The organism is Paracidovorax cattleyae (assembly GCF_900104515.1).
GTDB lineage: Bacteria > Pseudomonadota > Gammaproteobacteria > Burkholderiales > Burkholderiaceae_C > Paracidovorax > Paracidovorax cattleyae.
The window spans coordinates 1-15916 of the sequence record NZ_FNJL01000011.1 but is presented as its reverse complement, the minus strand read 5'-3'; the positions used below and the strand labels follow the sequence as shown (position 1 = coordinate 15916).

Here is a 15916-nt window from a genome sequence, read left to right as displayed (position 1 = left end):
AGGCGGCTCCGGCAACCGGCGATCCCGGTGTCCCTGCGGTCCGCGGCGGCCCTGCCCCCGCTCGGGCAGCGTCAGGCCGGAGCGCCCTGCGCGGCCCCCAGCGGCTGGCCCAGGCTGCGCAGCACGTCGCGCACCATCTGCGCCCGGTCCTTCGCGTCCGGCAGTTCGCGCTCGATGCGCAGCTTTTCGTTGCCCGCGAGCTTGATGTGCCTATTCTTCTGGATCAGGTGGATGATCTGCATCGGGTCCACCGGCGGCTGGGGCCGGAACGTGATGTTCGTCACGCCCGGCGCCGCATCCACCTTGATGACCCCGTAGGGCTGCGACAGCACGCGCAGCCGGTGCACGTCGATCAGCGTCTGCACCTGCGGCGGCAGCTTGCCGAAGCGGTCCACGATCTCTTCGAGCAGGGCGTCGATCTGGTCCGCGGTCTTCGCGGTGGCGAGCTTCTTGTAGAACGACAGGCGCAGGTGGACGTCGCCGCAGTAGTCGTCGGGCAGCAGCGCGGGCGCATGCAGGTTGATGTCCGTGGTGACCGACAGCGGCGCGAGCAGGTCGGGCTCCTTGCCGGCCTTGAGCGACTTCACGGCCTCGGACAGCATCTCGTTGTAGAGCTGGAAGCCCACCTCCAGCATGTTGCCGCTCTGGTTCTCGCCCAGCACCTCGCCTGCGCCGCGGATCTCCAGGTCGTGCATGGCGAGGTAGAAGCCCGAGCCCAGTTCCTCCATCTGCTGGATGGCGTCCAGCCGCTGGGCGGCCTGCTTGGTCAGACCGTCCACGTCCGGCACCATCAGGTACGCATAGGCCTGGTGGTGGCTGCGGCCCACGCGGCCGCGCAGCTGGTGCAGCTGCGCCAGGCCGAACTTGTCGGCGCGGCTCATGATGATGGTGTTGGCCGTGGGCACGTCGATGCCGGTTTCGATGATGGTCGAGCACAGCAGGATGTTGTAGCGCTGCGCCACGAAGTCGCGCATCACCTTCTCCAGCTCGCGCTCGGGCATCTGGCCGTGGGCCACGGCGATGCGCGCCTCGGGCAATATCTCCTCGAGCTTCTGGCGCCGGTTCTCGATCGTCTCGACCTCGTTGTGCAGGAAGTAGCACTGGCCGCCGCGCTTCAGTTCGCGCAGCACCGCCTCGCGGATCACGCCCATGCCCTCGTTGCGCACGAAGGTCTTGATCGCCAGGCGCCGCTGCGGCGCGGTGGCGATCACCGACAGGTCGCGCAGGCCTTCCAGCGCCATGCCCAGCGTGCGCGGGATGGGCGTGGCGGTGAGCGTGAGCACGTCCACCTCGGCGCGCAGCTGCTTCATCTGCTCCTTGTGGCGCACCCCGAAGCGGTGCTCCTCGTCGATGATGAGCAGGCCCAGGTTGTGGAACTTCGTCGATTCGGAAAGCAGCTTGTGCGTGCCCACCACGATGTCCACCGTGCCGTCGCCGATGCCCTTGATGGCCGCGGTGATCTCCTTGCCGGAGCGGAAGCGCGAGACCTCCGCGATCTTCACCGGCCACTTGGAGAAGCGGTCCACCAGCGTCTGGTAGTGCTGTTCGGCCAGCAGCGTGGTCGGCGCGAGGAACGCCACCTGCTTGCCGCCCGTAACGGCCACGAAGGCCGCGCGCAGCGCCACCTCGGTCTTGCCGAAGCCCACGTCGCCGCAGACGAGCCGGTCCATGGGGCGGGGCGAGATCATGTCCTGGATCACCGCGTGGATGGCGGCGTTCTGGTCGGCCGTTTCCTCGAAGCCGAAATCGTTGGCGAACTGCTCGTAGTCCTGCGGGCTGTAGCGGAAGGCGTGGCCCTCGCGCGCTGCGCGGCGGGCATAGATGTTGAGCAGCTCGGCCGCGGAATCTCGCACCTGCTCGGCGGCCTTGCGCTTGGCTTTTTCCCACTGGCCGCTGCCCAGCTTGTGCAGGGGTGCCTCGTCGGCGGACACGCCCGTGTAGCGGCTGATGAGCTGCAACTGGCTCACCGGCACGTAGAGCACGGCCTTGTCGGCGTATTCGAGGTGCAGGAACTCCTGCATCGCGGGCGTGCCGTCGGGGTTCTTCTGGCCCACGTCCATGTGGATCAGCCCGCGGTAGCGGCCGATGCCGTGAGCGCTGTGCACCACCGGGTCGCCCAGCGTGAGTTCCGACAGGTCCTTGATGAGCGCCTCGACATCGCTCACCTGCTCCTGCTTCTTGCGCCGGCGCGTGGTGGTGCCGGTCGCGAACAGCTCGGTCTCGGTGACGACATCGATGCCTTCTTCGATCCAGGCGAAGCCCGTGGCCAGGCCGGCGGTGGCGATGCCCACCCGCTCGCCGGCCTGGCCCTGGAACTCGGCCAGCGAATCGAAGGCCGGCGGGTTCAGCTGCGAGGCGCGCAGGAAGTCCAGCAGGCTCTCGCGCCGGCCGTCGCTCTCGGCCAGCAGCAGCACCCGGTGCTGCGTGTTGCGGATGTGGGCGCGCAGGCGCGCCAGCGGATCCTCTGCGCCGCGCACCACCGACAGGTCGCCCAGCTTCTGGAAGTGCGGGTTGCCCTCCACGTCCTCCACGCCCGGCCGCAGCGCAAGCTGCGCATGCGCGTTGGCCCGGGTGTAGAACTGCTCGATGCCCAGGAACAGCGATTCGGGCGGCAGCGCGGGCCGGTCCGGGTCGCCCTGCACCAGGCGGAAGCGTTCCTTCGTGTCCTGCCAGAAGCGCTGGAAGGCCGGCTCCAGGTCGCCGTGCAATACCACCGTGGCGTCCTCTCCCAGATAGTCGAACACGGTGGCCGTCTCGTCGAAGAAGAGCGGCAGGTAGTACTCGATGCCGGCGGTGGCCACGCCGTTGCCCATGTCCTTGTAGATGCGGCTCTTGGTCGGGTCGCCCTCCAGCAGTTCGCGCCAGCGGCTGCGGAACTTGGCCCGGGCCGCGTCGTCCATGGGGAACTCGCGGCCGGGCAGCAGGCGCACCTCGGGAACGGGGTAGAGGCTGCGCTGCGTATCGGGATCGAAGGTGCGGATGGAGTCGATCTCGTCGTCGAACAGGTCCACCCGGTAGGGCACGGGCGAGCCCATGGGGAAGAGGTCGATCAGGCCGCCGCGCACCGCGTATTCGCCCGGGCCCACCACCTGCGAGACGTGGCTGTAGCCGGCCAGCGTGAGCTGGGCGCGGAACTTCGCCTCGTCCAGCTTCTGCCTGACTTTGAAGTGGAAGGTATAGGCCGCGAGGAACGAGGGTGGCGCAAGGCGGTAGAGCGCCGTGGTGGCCGGCACCAGCACCACGTCGGCGCCGGTGTCCCGGTCCTTCTGGCTGATGCGCCAGAGCGTGGCCAGGCGTTCGCTGATCAGGTCCTGGTGGGGCGAGAACGTGTCGTAGGGCAGCGTTTCCCAGTCGGGGAACAGCGCGCAGCGCAGCTCGGGCGCGAAGAACGCCATCTCGTCGATCAGGCGCTGCGCGTCGGTGGCATCGGCCGTGACGATGGCGGTGGTGCGCCGGGCGGCCTTCTCGCGCTCCGCGACGCGCGCGAGCAGCAGGGCGTCCGCGCTGCCCACGGGGCGCGGCATGGTGAAACGTTTGCCGGGGATGAGTTTGGGGAGGTCCATGGGAAGCGGGGACTGGCAGGGCGCACGGGAGCGCCGCGGGCCGCGCGCGGTGCGGCGCGGCCATGCAGGCATTCTAGGGCGGCGGCCATTCCGGCGGGGCGCCCGGGGCATGCCGGCCGGCCAGGGCGCGCTGCGCTCCTACAATGGCCGCCCCATGAGCGACCTGCTGCCGCCCCGACCGACCCTTCCGCCACCGGCCGCGCCGGGCCGTTTCTGGGCCCTGCTGCCCTGCGCGGGCACGGGCGCCCGCGCCGTGGCGCCGGGCGCCGCGGCCGGCGTGCCCAAGCAGTACCAGGCGGTGGCCGGGCTGCCGCTCGTGCTGCATACGCTGGCGGCATTCGCGGGCGTGCGGCGCCTGCTGGGCACGCTGGTGGCCGTGGCGCCCGGCGACGCATTCTTCGACGCCCACCCCTCGGACCTGCATTTCGCCGTCGCCTGCGGCGGCGCCACGCGCGCCGACACCGTGCTCGGCGGCTTGCGCGCGCTGCGCGAGCGCGGCGCGGAGGAGGGCGACTGGGTGCTGGTGCACGACGCGGCGCGCTGCCTGGTGACCACCGCGCAGATCGACGCCCTCATCGATGCCTGCGAGCACGACAGCGTGGGTGGCCTGCTGGCCCACAAGCTGGCCGACACGCTCAAGACCGCCAGCGGGGGGCCGGGCGGCGTGCGCGTCGCCTCCACGGTGGACCGCAGCGACAAATGGCTCGCCCAGACCCCGCAGATGTTCCGCCTGGGCACCCTCGAATCCGCGCTCGTGCGGTACGGCGCGCAGGCCACCGACGAGGCCAGCGCCATGGAGGCCATGGGCCTGCACCCGCGCCTCGTGCCGGGCGGCGCGCAGAACTTCAAGGTCACCTACCCGGACGACTTCGCCCTGGCCGAGGCCGTGCTGGCGCAACGCCTGCTGCCGGCCACCCTGGAACGCTTCGGCGGGCCGCTCGCCCAGGGCGCGCCGCTGCCGGGCAAGACTTTCTTCTGATTGACAAAGGCGCGACTGCCCATGACGCTTCCCCCATTCCGCATCGGCGAGGGCTGGGACATCCATGCCCTGGTGCCGGGCCGCCGCCTGGTGATCGGCGGCGTGGACATCCCCCACACCATGGGCCTGCTCGGGCATTCCGATGCCGACGTGCTGCTGCACGCCGTGACCGACGCGCTGCTGGGCGCCGCGGGCCTGGGCGACATCGGCAGCCATTTCCCGGACACGGACGAGCGCTTCAAGGGCGCCGATTCGATGGTCCTGCTGGTGGAGGCCGCGCGGCGCGTGCGCGAGCGCGGCCACGAGATCGGCAACATCGACAGCACCGTGATCGCCCAGGCCCCGCGCCTCGCGCCGCACATCCCGGCCATGTGCGAAGGCATCGCCCGGTCGCTGGGCCTGCAGCCCGATCAGGTGAACGTAAAGGCCAAGACCGCCGAGCGCATGGGCCCCGTGGGGCAGGGCCTGGCCATGGAGGCGCGCGCGGCGGTGCTGCTGTTCAGGCCCGCGCCGGCTTGACGGGCTTGCCGCCCTTGGCGGCATCGGGCGGCAGCTGGCGCTTGATCTGCGGGCGCTGCAGCCGCTGCTTGGGGTCCTTGCCGGCCGGCAACTGCGAGGCGCGCTGCAGCTGGATGTGGGCCACCAGTCCGCCGGAGCCGGAGTTGGCGAGCGCGAAGATGCCGCCCATGCGCTGCACGGTCTTGTCCACGATGGCCAGGCCCAGGCCCGCGCCCGCGGCCGCCGTGCGCGCGGAATTGCCGCGGAAGAAAGGCTTGGTCAGGTTGCTCAGCTGGTCGGGCGGCACGCCCGGGCCGTGGTCGCGCACCTTCACCAGCACCCATTTCTCGCGCCCCTTGGCGGCGATCTCCACGGAGGCCGTGCCGCTCTCGGGCGTCTTGCCATAGCGGCGGGCATTCTCCAGCAGGTTGGAGATCACGCGCGCCAGCTCCACCTCGTCGGCCAGCACGATCAGGTCTTCCGGCACGCTCATGGAGATCTGCAGTTCGCGGTGGTCCTGCACCGCATAGACGCAGGACGACACGACCCCGTGCAGGTTCACCGGCGTGAGCGTGACGTGGTCCGGCCGCGCGTAGTCCAGGAACTTGTCGATGGTGGCGTCGAGCTGCACGATGTCGGCCACCATGTGCTCGCGGGCCACGTCGTCGATGACGCTCATCTCGGTTTCCAGCCGCAGCCGCGCCAGCGGCGTGCGCAGGTCGTGCGAGATGCCGGCCAGCATTACCGCCCGGTCCTGCTCGAGCTTCGCCAGCTTCTGCGCCATGCGGTTGAAGCCGATGTTCACCTCGCGGATCTCGCTGGTGACCACTTCCTCGTCGAGCTGGCTGGCCGCGAAGTCGCCGTCGCGCACGCGGTTGGCGGCGTAGGAAAGCTGCTTGAGCGGCCGGTTGATGAGCCGCGCGATCGCCGCGGCGCCCGCCAGCGACAGGGCGCCCGCGGTGATGAGCCAGATCAGCCAGGTCTTGCCGCCCGCCGTGCTCAGGCGCGAACGGTCCATCAGGAGCCAGTTGGGATCGCCGTTGATGGTGAAGCCCACCCACAGGCCGCTCTCGCCGTTCACGTTGCCGGCCACGATGGTGCCCGGGCCGAGGCGCTCGGTGAGCTCTTCGGTCAGGCGCACGCCCAGCGCGGTGTCGTCCACGAGGTCGAAGCGGTCGCTGGGCTCGCGGGGCAGGATGCGCACGCCCTCCTGGTCCGCCATGGTCTTGATGAGCGAGACGCGGGCGATGGCGTCCGCATGCACCAGCGCGGCCCGGCTCAGGTTCACGAGGGAGGCGATCTGCTGCGCGGTCTGCAGGGTGCGGGGCTCGAACTCGAGCGCACGCAGCGTCTGCAGCCAGGCCAGGATACTGCCCACCAGCAGCAGGGCGAGCAGGAAGAAGGTGCGCCAGAAAAGGTTCAGGCCGACGCGCGTGCGCTGGGACGCACGCCGGTTCGGCGTCGTCTCCAGTGGCGCAGGGCTGGTGGCGTCCGTGGACGCATCATGGGAGGCGCTCATGTCAGGTCAGGAGAAGAGCCGGGCCGCTGCAGGCCGTGAAAGGGCCGCGGGCACCGGGCTGCTCAGGGTGCCGGCGCGGTGCCCGCGCGTGGGGTTGTCGGCCGTGGATCAGCTCGCTCCATCCGGCACGAACACATAGCCCACGCCCCAGACGGTCTGGATGTAGCGGGGAGCGGCGGCGTCCACCTCGACCAGCTTGCGCAGGCGCGAGACCTGCACGTCCAGGCTGCGGTCGAAGGGCTCGAACTCGCGGCCGCGGGCCAGCAGGGCCAGCTTCTCGCGCGAAAGCGGCTGGCGCGGATGGCGCACCAGCGCCTTGAGCATGGCGAATTCACCGGTGGTGAGGGGCAGTTCCTCGCCGTTCTTCTGCAGGGCGCGCGTGCCCAGGTCGAAGGTGAAGGGGCCGAAGGTCACGACCTCGTTGTCGCCCGAGGGAGCACCGGGGGCCTCCTGCGGCGGGCGGCGGCGCAGCACGGCATGGATGCGCGCCAGCAGTTCGCGGGGGTTGAAGGGCTTGCCCAGGTAGTCGTCGGCACCCACTTCCAGGCCCACGATGCGGTCCACGTCCTCGCCCTTGGCGGTGAGCATGATGATCGGGGTGCGGTCGTTGGCCGCGCGCAGGCGGCGGCAGATGGAGAGCCCGTCCTCGCCGGGCATCATGAGATCCAGAACGATCAGTTCGACCGTCTCGCGCAGCAGGATGCGGTTGAGCGCCTTGCCGTCTTCCGCCACCATGACTTCGAAGCCTTCCTGGGTCAGATAGCGGCGCAGCAAATCACGGATGCGCGCGTCGTCGTCCACCACGAGGATCTTGTCGGTACGGTTGGTTGTAGAGGCCATGAGTTTCCCGGGTCCTATTTGTAACAGAGCCGATTCTGACCACCTTGCCGGCCGAAGTTCGCGTTTTTCCGGCGGGTCTGACCAAGTGTTACAAATTTTGCGGCGTCTATCAGCGGGGTTGTCCGGGCTTCATCTTTGGCGCCCGTGCAGTGCGTTACCGTGGGCGGCCGACCCCGGACGCGAAGCGCCGAACGGGTTTTCACACGATTTTTTCCATACAGGGAGTCCCTTCATGAAATTCCTCGCCCCCCTGGCCGCCGCCTGCGCCATCGCCGCCGTGTCGGGCACGGCATTTGCCCAGAACGCGGCCACGCCGGCGCCCCAAAACGTGCTGCAGCTCGCTGCAAGCGGCTCGGTGGATGTCCAGCAGGACCTGATGGTGCTGAACCTTGCCGCCACCCGCGAGGGAACCGATGCCGCCACCGTGCAGACCCAATTGCGCCAGGTGGTGGACGCGGCTCTCGCCGAGGCCAAACGCGATGCGAAGCCGGAGCAGATGGAGGTGCGCACCGGCCAGTTCGGCATTTCCCCTCGCTACAACAAGGACGGCAAGGTCACAGGGTGGCAGGGCCGGGCCGAACTGGTGCTAGAGGGACGTGACTTCGCCCGCATCACCACCACGGCCGGCCGCATCCAGTCCATGACCATCAGCCAGCTGGGGTTCGGTTTGTCCAAGGAGGCCCGTGCCCGCGTGCAAGGCGAGGCCCAGACCCGGGCCATCGAGGAGTTCAAGAACCGCGCGGCCTCGCTGGCCAAGGATTTCGGCTTCTCGGCCTATTCGCTGCGCGAGGTGTCGGTCAATGGTGACGAGATGGCCCCCGCGCCGCGCATGCAGGCGATGGCGATGAAATCCTCCGTCACCTTCATGGGATCGCTGGATTCGGGCGTGCCGGTCGAGGCCGGCAAGACCCAGGTGGTGGTCCAAGTCTCCGGCTCGGTGCAACTACGCTGACCGGCGCGCCCGTGCCCAGCGGCCGGGCGCGCACCAGGGGAGGGCGGCCGCGGGTTACTGCGCCGCCCAGCCCCCGTCCATGTTCCAGGCCACGCCGCGCACGTTGTTCGCGGCGGGCGAGCAGAAGAACACCGCCAGCTCGCCCAGCTCCTCGGGCGCGGTGAACTGCATCGAGGGCTCCTTCTCGCCCAGCAGCTGGCGCGTGGCCTCCTCGTTCCCGAGGCCGTGTTCGGCGGCCCTGGCATCCACCTGCTTCTGCACCAGCGGCGTGAGCACCCAGCCCGGGCAGATGGCGTTGCAGGTCACGCCCGTGGTGGCGTTCTCCAGCGCCGTCACCTTGGTGAGGCCCACGATGCCGTGCTTGGCGGCCACGTAGGCCGATTTCTGCGCCGATCCCACCAGGCCGTGTACCGAGGCCACGTTGACGATGCGGCCCCAGTTCACGGCCTGCATGGCCGGCAGCGCGAGGCGCGAGGTGTGGAAGGCGCTGCTGAGGTTGATGGCCAGGATCGCGTCCCACTTCTCCACCGGGAAATCCTCCACGCGCGCGACGTGCTGGATGCCCGCGTTGTTCACGAGGATGTCCACCCGGCCGAACTGGGCCGCCGCGTAATGCATCATGTCCTCGATCTCCGGCACGCTGCCCATGTCCGCGCCGTGGTAGGCCACCTGCGCGCCCGCCGCGTGCCCGGCCGCCAGCACCTCCGCCCTGGGGCCGTCCACGTCGCCGAAGCCGTTCAGGACGATGTTCGCGCCTTCGCGCGCCAGGGCCTTGGCGATGCCCAGCCCGATGCCGCTGGTGGAACCCGTCACGAGCGCAGTCTTGCCAGTGAGAAGCATGCCGGTCTCTCCGAATGAATTAGGATGAACGAAGGGCCATTATCGAGCGGCCCAGAGACGATTGCCCCCATGACAGAGCCTACGCTGAACTACGTACATTGCCCCGGTGCCGCGGCATCCCCCGGGGGCGCATCCAGGGAGGGCGAGGGCGGGCACCGCATGGCGTACTGGGAGTGGAACGGCACGGGCGACCCTGCGCATCCCCACGTGGTCGTCTGCGTGCACGGCCTCACGCGGCAGGGCCGCGACTTCGACGTGCTGGCCCGCCGCCTCGCGCGGCATGCACGCATCGTCTGCCCGGACGTGGCCGGCCGCGGCCGCAGCGACTGGCTGGCCGATGCCTCGCACTACCAGATCCCCGTCTATGCGGCCGACATGCTCGCACTGCTGGCGCAGGTGCATGCGCGGGCGCCCGTGGGCGTGCTCGACTGGGTGGGCACCAGCATGGGCGGGCTCATCGGCATGGCGCTGTGCGGCCAGCCGGAGCTGCCGCTGCCCGCGCCGGTGCGCCGGCTGGTGCTCAACGATGTCGGTCCCACGCTGGAATGGCCGGCGTTGCAGCGCATCGGGCAGTACGTGGGCCGGGTGGTGGAGTTCTCCAGCGCCGCGGCGGCGGTGGAGGGGCTGCGCGTGGTGTCCACGGGCTTCGGGCCTCATACCGCCGAGGAGTGGCGGGCGCTGTCCGAGCCGCTGCTGCGCCCGCAGCCGGACGGCTCCGTGCGCCTGCACTACGACCCCGCCATCGCCGGGAACTTCCGGCACCTCACGCCCGAGTCCGCGCGTGCCGGCGATGCCCAGCTCTGGCAGTTCTACGACGCGATCCGCGCGCAGACCCTGGTGCTGCGCGGCGCCGAATCCGACCTGCTGCTGCCCGGCACCGCGCAGGCCATGGCGCAGCGCGGTCCGCGGGCGCGCGTGGTCGAATGGCCCGGCGTGGGCCATGCGCCCACCCTGGTGGCCGCAGAGCAGGTGGACTTGGTGGAGCAATTCCTGTTCGGTGCCGGGCACGGTGGCGCGGGAGCGCCGGAGGCCCGCCCATGAAAAGCGTCGCCGCGCCCCAACATCCGCACGGCATGGCCGGCCAGGAGGCCGTGCCCCAGCTCATCGCCGCCACCTCCCTCGCATTGCCGGAGCAGGCCGGCGCCCTGGCGCGCGCCCGGGCTTTCGCCGAGCCGCTGCTTTCCGCCGAGACCCTGGAGACGGGCGAGAACACCTTCGCCCACGCGGAGGCCGTGGCTGCCATCCTCAAGGCCATCGGCGGCTCCGAGGCCATGCAGGCCGCCAGCTATCTCGTGCATGCCTGCTCGCACCTGAACAAGCCCGAGGAGGTCATCGCCAAGGCCTTCGGCCAGAATTTCGCCACGCTCGCCGTCGAAACCACCAAGCTCATGCGCGTGCAGGAGCAGGCGCGCGCGGCCCAGCTCGCCGGCCATGCGGTGGACGACCCCGTCACCCACACCGAGAACGTCCGCAAGATGCTGCTGGCCTTCTCGCGCGACCTGCGCGTGGTCATGCTGCGCCTGGCCTCGCGGCTGCAGACGCTGCGCTTCTACGCCGCCACCAAGCGGCCCGTCTCGCCCGCCATCGCCCGCGAGGCGCTGCAGGTCTTCGCGCCGCTCGCCAACCGCCTGGGCATCTGGCAGATGAAGTGGGAACTGGAAGACCTGTCCTTCCGCTTCCTGGAGCCCGACACCTACAAGCAGATCGCCCGCCTGCTCGACGAGAAGCGCGCCGGGCGCGAGGTGTACATGGAGCAATTGCGCGGCCGGCTCGAGTCCGAACTGCGCGCGCGCAGCATCAGCGCCACCGTGCAGGGCCGGCCCAAGCACATCTACAGCATCGTCAAGAAGATGCGCGGCAAGTCGCTGGACTTCGACCAGGTGTTCGACATCCGCGCGCTGCGCGTGGTCGTGCCCTCGGTGAAGGATTGCTACGCCGCCCTGTCGTGGGTGCATTCGCACTTCAAGCCGATCGACGCGGAGTTCGACGACTACATCGCCAAACCCAAGCCCAACGGCTACCAGTCGCTGCACACCGTGGTGCGCGACGAAGCCGGCAAGGCCATCGAGATCCAGATCCGCACCCAGGCCATGCACGACCATGCCGAGCATGGCGTGGCCGCGCACTGGGCCTACAAGGAAGCCGGCACCAAGGGCTACGGCGGGGTGTCCGCCAGCAGCGAGTACGACGCCAAGATCGCCGTGCTGCGGCAGTTGCTGGCGTGGGAGCGCGACATGTCCGGCGCGGTGCAGCACCGCGGCCTGTTCGAGGACCGCATCTATGTGCTGACGCCGAACGCCGAGGTGGTGGAACTGCCCCAGGGCGCCACGCCGGTGGACTTCGCCTACGCGGTGCACACTAGCGTGGGGCACCGCTGCCGCGGTGCGCGCGTGGACGGCGCCATGGTCACGCTCAACACGCCGCTGCAGAACGGCCAGACGGTGGAGATCACCACGGTGAAGGAGGGCCGGCCCTCGCGCGACTGGCTCAACCCCGAACTGGGCTATCTCACCAGCCACCGCGCCCGCGCCAAGGTGCGCGCCTGGTTCAACGCCCAGGCCACGCACGAGACCGTGGCGCGCGGCCGCGAGGCCGTCGAAAAGCTGCTGCAGCGCGAGGGCAAGACCGCCATCCGGCTGGAAGACCTGGCCGTGCAGCTCGGCTTCAAGACTGCCGATGCGCTCTTCGAGGTGGTGGGCAAGGACGAATTCTCCCTGCGCACGATCGAGACCCTGCTGCGCCCGCCCGAGCCCGTGCTGCAGCCCGACGACTACCTGCTGCTCAAGAAGTCGCGCACGCAAGAGACCGCGCCGAAGGGCGGCGTGCTGGTGGTGGGCATCGACTCCCTCATGACCCAGCTGGCCAAGTGCTGCCGTCCCGCACCGCCGGACCCGATCCGCGGCTTCGTCACGCGCGGCAAGGGCGTGAGCGTGCACCGCGCGGACTGCAGCAACTTCCGGGAGATGGCCGCCCGCAGCGCCGAGCGCGTGATCGACGTCGAATGGGGCAGCGCCGGCGGATCCGGCGGCGGGGCCCAGGGCGGCGGGCAGGGCGGCCAACCTGCCGCCCTCTACCCTGTGGACGTGGCCGTCGAGGCCGCCGACCGCCAGGGCCTGCTGCGCGACATCTCCGAAGTCTTCGCGCGCGAGAAGACCAACGTCATCGGCGTGCAGACCCAGTCGGTGAAGGGCACGGCGTGGATGACGTTCACCGTGGAGGTGTCGGACTCGGGGCGCCTGAACAAGGTGCTCTCCATCGTTGCCGCCGTGCAGGGGGTGCGCTCCGCGCGGCGGCGGTGAGGTGGGGGCAGCGAGATTTCGCCGCTTTGTCCGGTGGCCGGTTTTTTGCTGCTATACTCTCGTTTCTCGAATACACACAGGCGCGTAGCTCAGCTGGTTAGAGCACCACCTTGACATGGTGGGGGTCGTTGGTTCGAGTCCAATCGCGCCTACCAAGATTTGGTAGAAAAATGCAAGCTAAACCAGGGCTTGCAGCAGAAGTGCCCGCTAACAAGCGGGCATTTTTGTTTTTCCGTACGGAAAAAGTACGGAAAAGAAAGATGCCTCGTAAGAGGCTTTTTTTCGTCCTCAGGGCACCCCATCTTGGTTTTGCTGGGCATCTCCAAGCTTCGCTGGGCCGCGCTGTACGTGCTTCGCATCGAGCCGTTTGAACGTCTCGACCCTACGGCTCCCATCGCTGATGCCTCCGTGGCTGTGCCACTGCGCGCTGCGCTTGCCCGGTGCTGGTGGAGTGGCTTGGGGCTGGCTTGCTGTTCCCTTCATCCTTGCACACCGTTCTCGCGGTCGAGGTCTGCGCGCAGCTGGTGCGCTTGCGTCCTGGCGGCCGTCGTTGAACCCTGACAGCTGCGCTGCGGCGTGCCGGTTCCGGTCTCGGGCAATCCCGCCCGATCACTGGAGTTGGCCATGGCGCACGATCTGTTCTCTTCCCTCGATTCCTTCGCTTCTGCTTCCGTTGCCGATGCGGCCCTGATGGTCCGCGACGTGGCGGGCGACTACCGGCTGGCCGATGCCGATGAGGTGCTGCTGGCAGCGCAACGCCTGTTGGCATCCCGGGTGCGTGGGGCCGACATGCTGAACTCGCCGGCGGTGGTGAAGGACTTCCTGCGGGCACGGCTGTCGCATCTGCCGCACGAGGTGTTCGCTGTGGTGCATCTGGACTCGCAACTGCGGGTCGTCGACTACGTGGAGATGTTCCGTGGGACCGTGGCCCAGACATCGGTGTATCCGCGGGAGGTGGTCAAGGATGCGCTGTTGAAGAGCAGTTCGGCCGTCCTGCTGGTGCACAACCATCCTTCGGGCCTGGCGGATCCGTCCCGGGCCGACGAGGTCCTGACGCAGACGCTCAAGGCGGCGCTGCAACTGGTAGACGTCCGGGTGCTGGATCACCTGATCGTCGCGGGCACGACGGTGCTGAGCTTCGCCGAGCGCGGGCTGCTCTGACGCAAAGGGCCGCTGGCCCTTTGCTTTGTTCCGTCCTGCCAGCGCGCTGCGCGCGTGCATTCGGCTTGCGGCCCAGGTGGCTGATCTCTTTCGATCCTGTTCTCTCCGGTGGCGCTGCGCGGTGCTCTGCGCCACCTGCGCGCCGCACTGGCGGCTTGCCTGGCCTCTGCGGGTGCTTCTCCCGTCAAGGGCCGCTACGGCGCCCGTGTCCTCGGCTGCGCCTGCGGGCCGCACTAGCGCCTTCGCTTCCTCCCTTGACGGCGCACCCGCGCCGGCCCCAGCCGGCCCTCATGGCCGCGAAAGCGCTTCGCGGCCCCTGCGGAGCTCGAACTTCCAAGGAGATAGCCCATGCCCAGACCACCGTAGCCCGTCCCCGTGCGTCGTCGTTCCGATTCCTTCATCGATCAACGTCCCCGAACGGGACAGGAGCTTTTCACATGAACATCGTTTCCCAATTCGAAGTCCGGGCCTTGCATGCCGTGGCTGCCGCTGCGGCTGTCGCCGCCGCTGGCTCCACCGTGGATGCCACGGTCACCGTGCCGGAAGTGGCGCCGTACGAACTGCTCATGGTGCCGCTGTCGCGGCTGCGCACCTCGGCCCGCAATGTCCGCAAGGGCGGCGGCACGGCCATTGCCGAGCTGGCCGCGTCCATTGGTCGGGTGGGGCTGCTGCAGAACCTCACCGTGGCGGCTTCGCCGGAAGGCGAGCAGTTCGAGGTGGTTGCGGGCCGGCGGCGTCTGGCTGCGCTCAAGCTCTTGGTCAAGCGCCGCAAGTTGGCCAAGGACCATCCTGTGCCGTGCCTGCTGGTGCCGGATGCCTCGGCCCGCGCTGTCAGCCTGACGGAGAACGTCCAGCGCAAAGCCATTTCACCGGTGGACGAACTCTTTGACGGGATGCGCTGGTGGCGGACCAAGTGCACAAGATCCTGCGTCGCTTATGCTTCAATTACCGCCTGCTCAAGCCTTGGGGCTGTGAGCACGATTAGAAGCCGCCTGTGCTAGGGGCCTTCGAGAAGAAAGCGGCAATCACGGCCAATGCCGGTGCTGGATTTAGAGTTCGGCGTCCGTTTGTATATGAGCGGATGCGCAATTAAGGTGTTGGCCTCCAAGCAGACGGAAAGACTATAAAAGCGACCAGCAATAGTGCCTATACAGGCGCAGCAAACTTGAGGAGGCTCGGTGACTGAGGCTCATTTAGAGGTGTTCAGGGCTCTCCTGGACCCGATCGACGGCTTTGATAATGTGGTGGGATCGGTGGCAGCGGACCCGCCGCTGACGGAGCCAAGGCTGCTCTTCCTGAGAATGCATGTTGACGAGCCCGAAGTCCACTCCCTGGTGGAGCTCTTGACCGCACTATTGGTGGACTACGTTGTCCCTCTGGCAAAGCGCCAGAAAGCCAACGCGACGGGTGTGGCATCCAGAACTGGCGGGAGCACCTTCGCACATGGTCGTCTGACGCTTGAGGCCCGCCGAATCCTGGTGAAGTTTGAGGACGAGACCAAATCGCGTTATGGCGAGTTGGGTGAGCTGCTTTCTTATGCGATCGCCGTTCACTACCTAGGCGCCGCGCAGATTGGCTCAAGGATGGCGCTCAAGACGTCGGCCGGGATGCCAGTTCATGGCGTAGACGGACTGCACGTGCTAGCCAACGAGGACGGCACGGTCACCTTCTTCCTCTTGGAGTCCAAGCTGGTTCCATCGGCCGCCGATGCGTCGAGGGACATGGTGGCTTCTGTCGCTGAGTACCGCGCGAGCCGAGGACGCAAGCTGAATGAGTTGCGACTGGCCTCGGATTTCTCCAACTTTGAAGTGCTCCATGGCGAACAAAGGGAGGCGGCGAAGTCTTTCTTCAATGACTACGCGGGAGGTGGCAACCACCTTCTAAGGCGAGATGTCCACGTGGGAAGTCTTGTATACGAGGAAGAGGCCTACAGTGAGAAGATTCCGTTGGATCGGACCAAGGGAATCACCATTCACGAGGATTACTTCAAGGCGCTATACGCCGGCAAGCACCAGCGATTCAAGGAAAACCTGCAGCGTCAAGCGAAGGCCAAAGGCCTCGAACTTGGACATTGTGAGGTGTTCATGATCGCGGTTCCCAATATCGATGAACTAAAGCGCCTGTTCGCTCAACTTAATCCCCGAGCATGACTAGCTTTGCCACTGAAGTGTCTAGAGGGTGTTATGAACTTCCCGCTGCGGCCAGCACCCGCGCGGCGGCGGGCAACATGAGCACTGCAAACACCAGGAAATGCAGTCCGCTGAG

At 68.3% G+C, this 15916-nt stretch carries 12 protein-coding genes and 1 tRNA gene; 9 read left to right on the top strand and 4 right to left on the bottom strand.

Translation table 11 applies throughout. The features are described 5' to 3' along the window. Window positions 1-71 precede the first annotated feature (71 nt). On the bottom strand, window positions 72-3563 hold the full coding sequence (mfd, locus tag BLR05_RS10715; RefSeq protein ID WP_092834479.1) for a transcription-repair coupling factor: 3492 nt from the start codon (window positions 3561-3563) through the stop codon (window positions 72-74). Between the two features lie 154 nt (window positions 3564-3717). On the opposite strand from mfd, the gene ispD reads away from it, so the two are divergent. Together ispD and ispF are read left to right on the top strand one after the other, a co-directional pair. Continuing rightward, a complete protein-coding gene (ispD, locus tag BLR05_RS10710; protein ID WP_208606002.1) occupies window positions 3718-4542 on the top strand; it encodes a 2-C-methyl-D-erythritol 4-phosphate cytidylyltransferase in 825 nt (274 codons plus the stop codon). A gap of 21 nt (window positions 4543-4563) precedes the next feature. Continuing rightward, window positions 4564-5061, top strand: coding sequence for a 2-C-methyl-D-erythritol 2,4-cyclodiphosphate synthase (ispF, locus tag BLR05_RS10705; RefSeq protein WP_092834477.1), 498 nt, complete (start codon window positions 4564-4566; stop codon window positions 5059-5061). Here the strand turns inward: ispF and BLR05_RS10700 are convergent. Together BLR05_RS10700 and ompR are read right to left on the bottom strand one after the other, a co-directional pair. Further along, entirely contained in the window at window positions 5042-6559 is a 1518-nt protein-coding gene (locus tag BLR05_RS10700) for a sensor histidine kinase (protein WP_092834476.1), read from the bottom strand. The two genes, ispF and BLR05_RS10700, sit on opposite strands and share 20 nt — an antisense overlap. 108 nt (window positions 6560-6667) lie before the next feature. Beyond that, entirely contained in the window at window positions 6668-7399 is a 732-nt protein-coding gene (gene ompR / locus BLR05_RS10695; RefSeq protein WP_011794721.1) for an osmolarity response regulator transcription factor OmpR, read from the bottom strand. Window positions 7400-7631: 232 nt separating this feature from the next. Between ompR and BLR05_RS10690 the strand changes: the two genes are divergently transcribed. After that, entirely contained in the window at window positions 7632-8351 is a 720-nt protein-coding gene (locus tag BLR05_RS10690; RefSeq protein WP_092834475.1) for an SIMPL domain-containing protein, read from the top strand. Between the two features lie 54 nt (window positions 8352-8405). On the opposite strand, the gene BLR05_RS10685 is transcribed toward BLR05_RS10690, so the two are convergent. Next, complete coding sequence (locus BLR05_RS10685; RefSeq protein WP_092834474.1) at window positions 8406-9191, bottom strand: 3-hydroxybutyrate dehydrogenase; 786 nt, start codon at window positions 9189-9191, stop codon at window positions 8406-8408. 69 nt (window positions 9192-9260) lie between these two features. Between BLR05_RS10685 and BLR05_RS10680 the strand changes: the two genes are divergently transcribed. The 6 genes from BLR05_RS10680 (at window position 9261) to BLR05_RS10655 (ending at window position 15801) form a co-directional block, all read left to right on the top strand. Further along, window positions 9261-10232 carry an alpha/beta fold hydrolase gene (locus BLR05_RS10680; protein WP_092834473.1) on the top strand — a complete coding sequence of 324 codons (972 nt, stop codon included), beginning with the start codon at window positions 9261-9263 and terminating at the stop codon, window positions 10230-10232. Beyond that, a complete protein-coding gene (locus BLR05_RS10675) occupies window positions 10229-12490 on the top strand; it encodes a RelA/SpoT family protein (protein ID WP_092834472.1) in 2262 nt (753 codons plus the stop codon). The genes BLR05_RS10680 and BLR05_RS10675 overlap by 4 nt, the downstream gene beginning before the upstream one ends. Window positions 12491-12568: 78 nt before the next feature. Continuing rightward, window positions 12569-12645: transfer RNA gene (locus BLR05_RS10670), tRNA-Val, on the top strand. Between the two features lie 469 nt (window positions 12646-13114). Continuing rightward, the gene (radC, locus tag BLR05_RS10665) at window positions 13115-13651 is read left to right on the top strand and encodes a RadC family protein (RefSeq protein WP_092834471.1); all 537 of its coding nucleotides are present in this window, start codon (window positions 13115-13117) and stop codon (window positions 13649-13651) included. A 437-nt stretch (window positions 13652-14088) separates the two neighbouring features. Next, the gene (locus BLR05_RS10660) at window positions 14089-14652 is read left to right on the top strand and encodes a ParB/Srx family N-terminal domain-containing protein (RefSeq protein ID WP_092834470.1); all 564 of its coding nucleotides are present in this window, start codon (window positions 14089-14091) and stop codon (window positions 14650-14652) included. 177 nt (window positions 14653-14829) lie between these two features. Then, a complete protein-coding gene (locus BLR05_RS10655) occupies window positions 14830-15801 on the top strand; it encodes a HamA C-terminal domain-containing protein (protein WP_107204746.1) in 972 nt (323 codons plus the stop codon). Window positions 15802-15916 lie beyond the last annotated feature (115 nt).

What these genes read in the sequence shown, in the direction of transcription:
- mfd (WP_092834479.1), bottom strand. Translation starts at nt 3,563, where the DNA reads ATGGACCTCCCCAAACTCATCCCCGGCAAACGTTTCACCATGCCGCGC.
- ispD (WP_208606002.1), top strand. Translation starts at nt 3,718, where the DNA reads ATGAGCGACCTGCTGCCGCCCCGACCGACCCTTCCGCCACCGGCCGCG.
- ispF (WP_092834477.1), top strand. Translation starts at nt 4,564, where the DNA reads ATGACGCTTCCCCCATTCCGCATCGGCGAGGGCTGGGACATCCATGCC.
- BLR05_RS10700 (WP_092834476.1), bottom strand. Translation starts at nt 6,559, where the DNA reads ATGAGCGCCTCCCATGATGCGTCCACGGACGCCACCAGCCCTGCGCCA.
- ompR (WP_011794721.1), bottom strand. Translation starts at nt 7,399, where the DNA reads ATGGCCTCTACAACCAACCGTACCGACAAGATCCTCGTGGTGGACGAC.
- BLR05_RS10690 (WP_092834475.1), top strand. Translation starts at nt 7,632, where the DNA reads ATGAAATTCCTCGCCCCCCTGGCCGCCGCCTGCGCCATCGCCGCCGTG.
- BLR05_RS10685 (WP_092834474.1), bottom strand. Translation starts at nt 9,191, where the DNA reads ATGCTTCTCACTGGCAAGACTGCGCTCGTGACGGGTTCCACCAGCGGC.
- BLR05_RS10680 (WP_092834473.1), top strand. Translation starts at nt 9,261, where the DNA reads ATGACAGAGCCTACGCTGAACTACGTACATTGCCCCGGTGCCGCGGCA.
- BLR05_RS10675 (WP_092834472.1), top strand. Translation starts at nt 10,229, where the DNA reads ATGAAAAGCGTCGCCGCGCCCCAACATCCGCACGGCATGGCCGGCCAG.
- radC (WP_092834471.1), top strand. Translation starts at nt 13,115, where the DNA reads ATGGCGCACGATCTGTTCTCTTCCCTCGATTCCTTCGCTTCTGCTTCC.
- BLR05_RS10660 (WP_092834470.1), top strand. Translation starts at nt 14,089, where the DNA reads ATGAACATCGTTTCCCAATTCGAAGTCCGGGCCTTGCATGCCGTGGCT.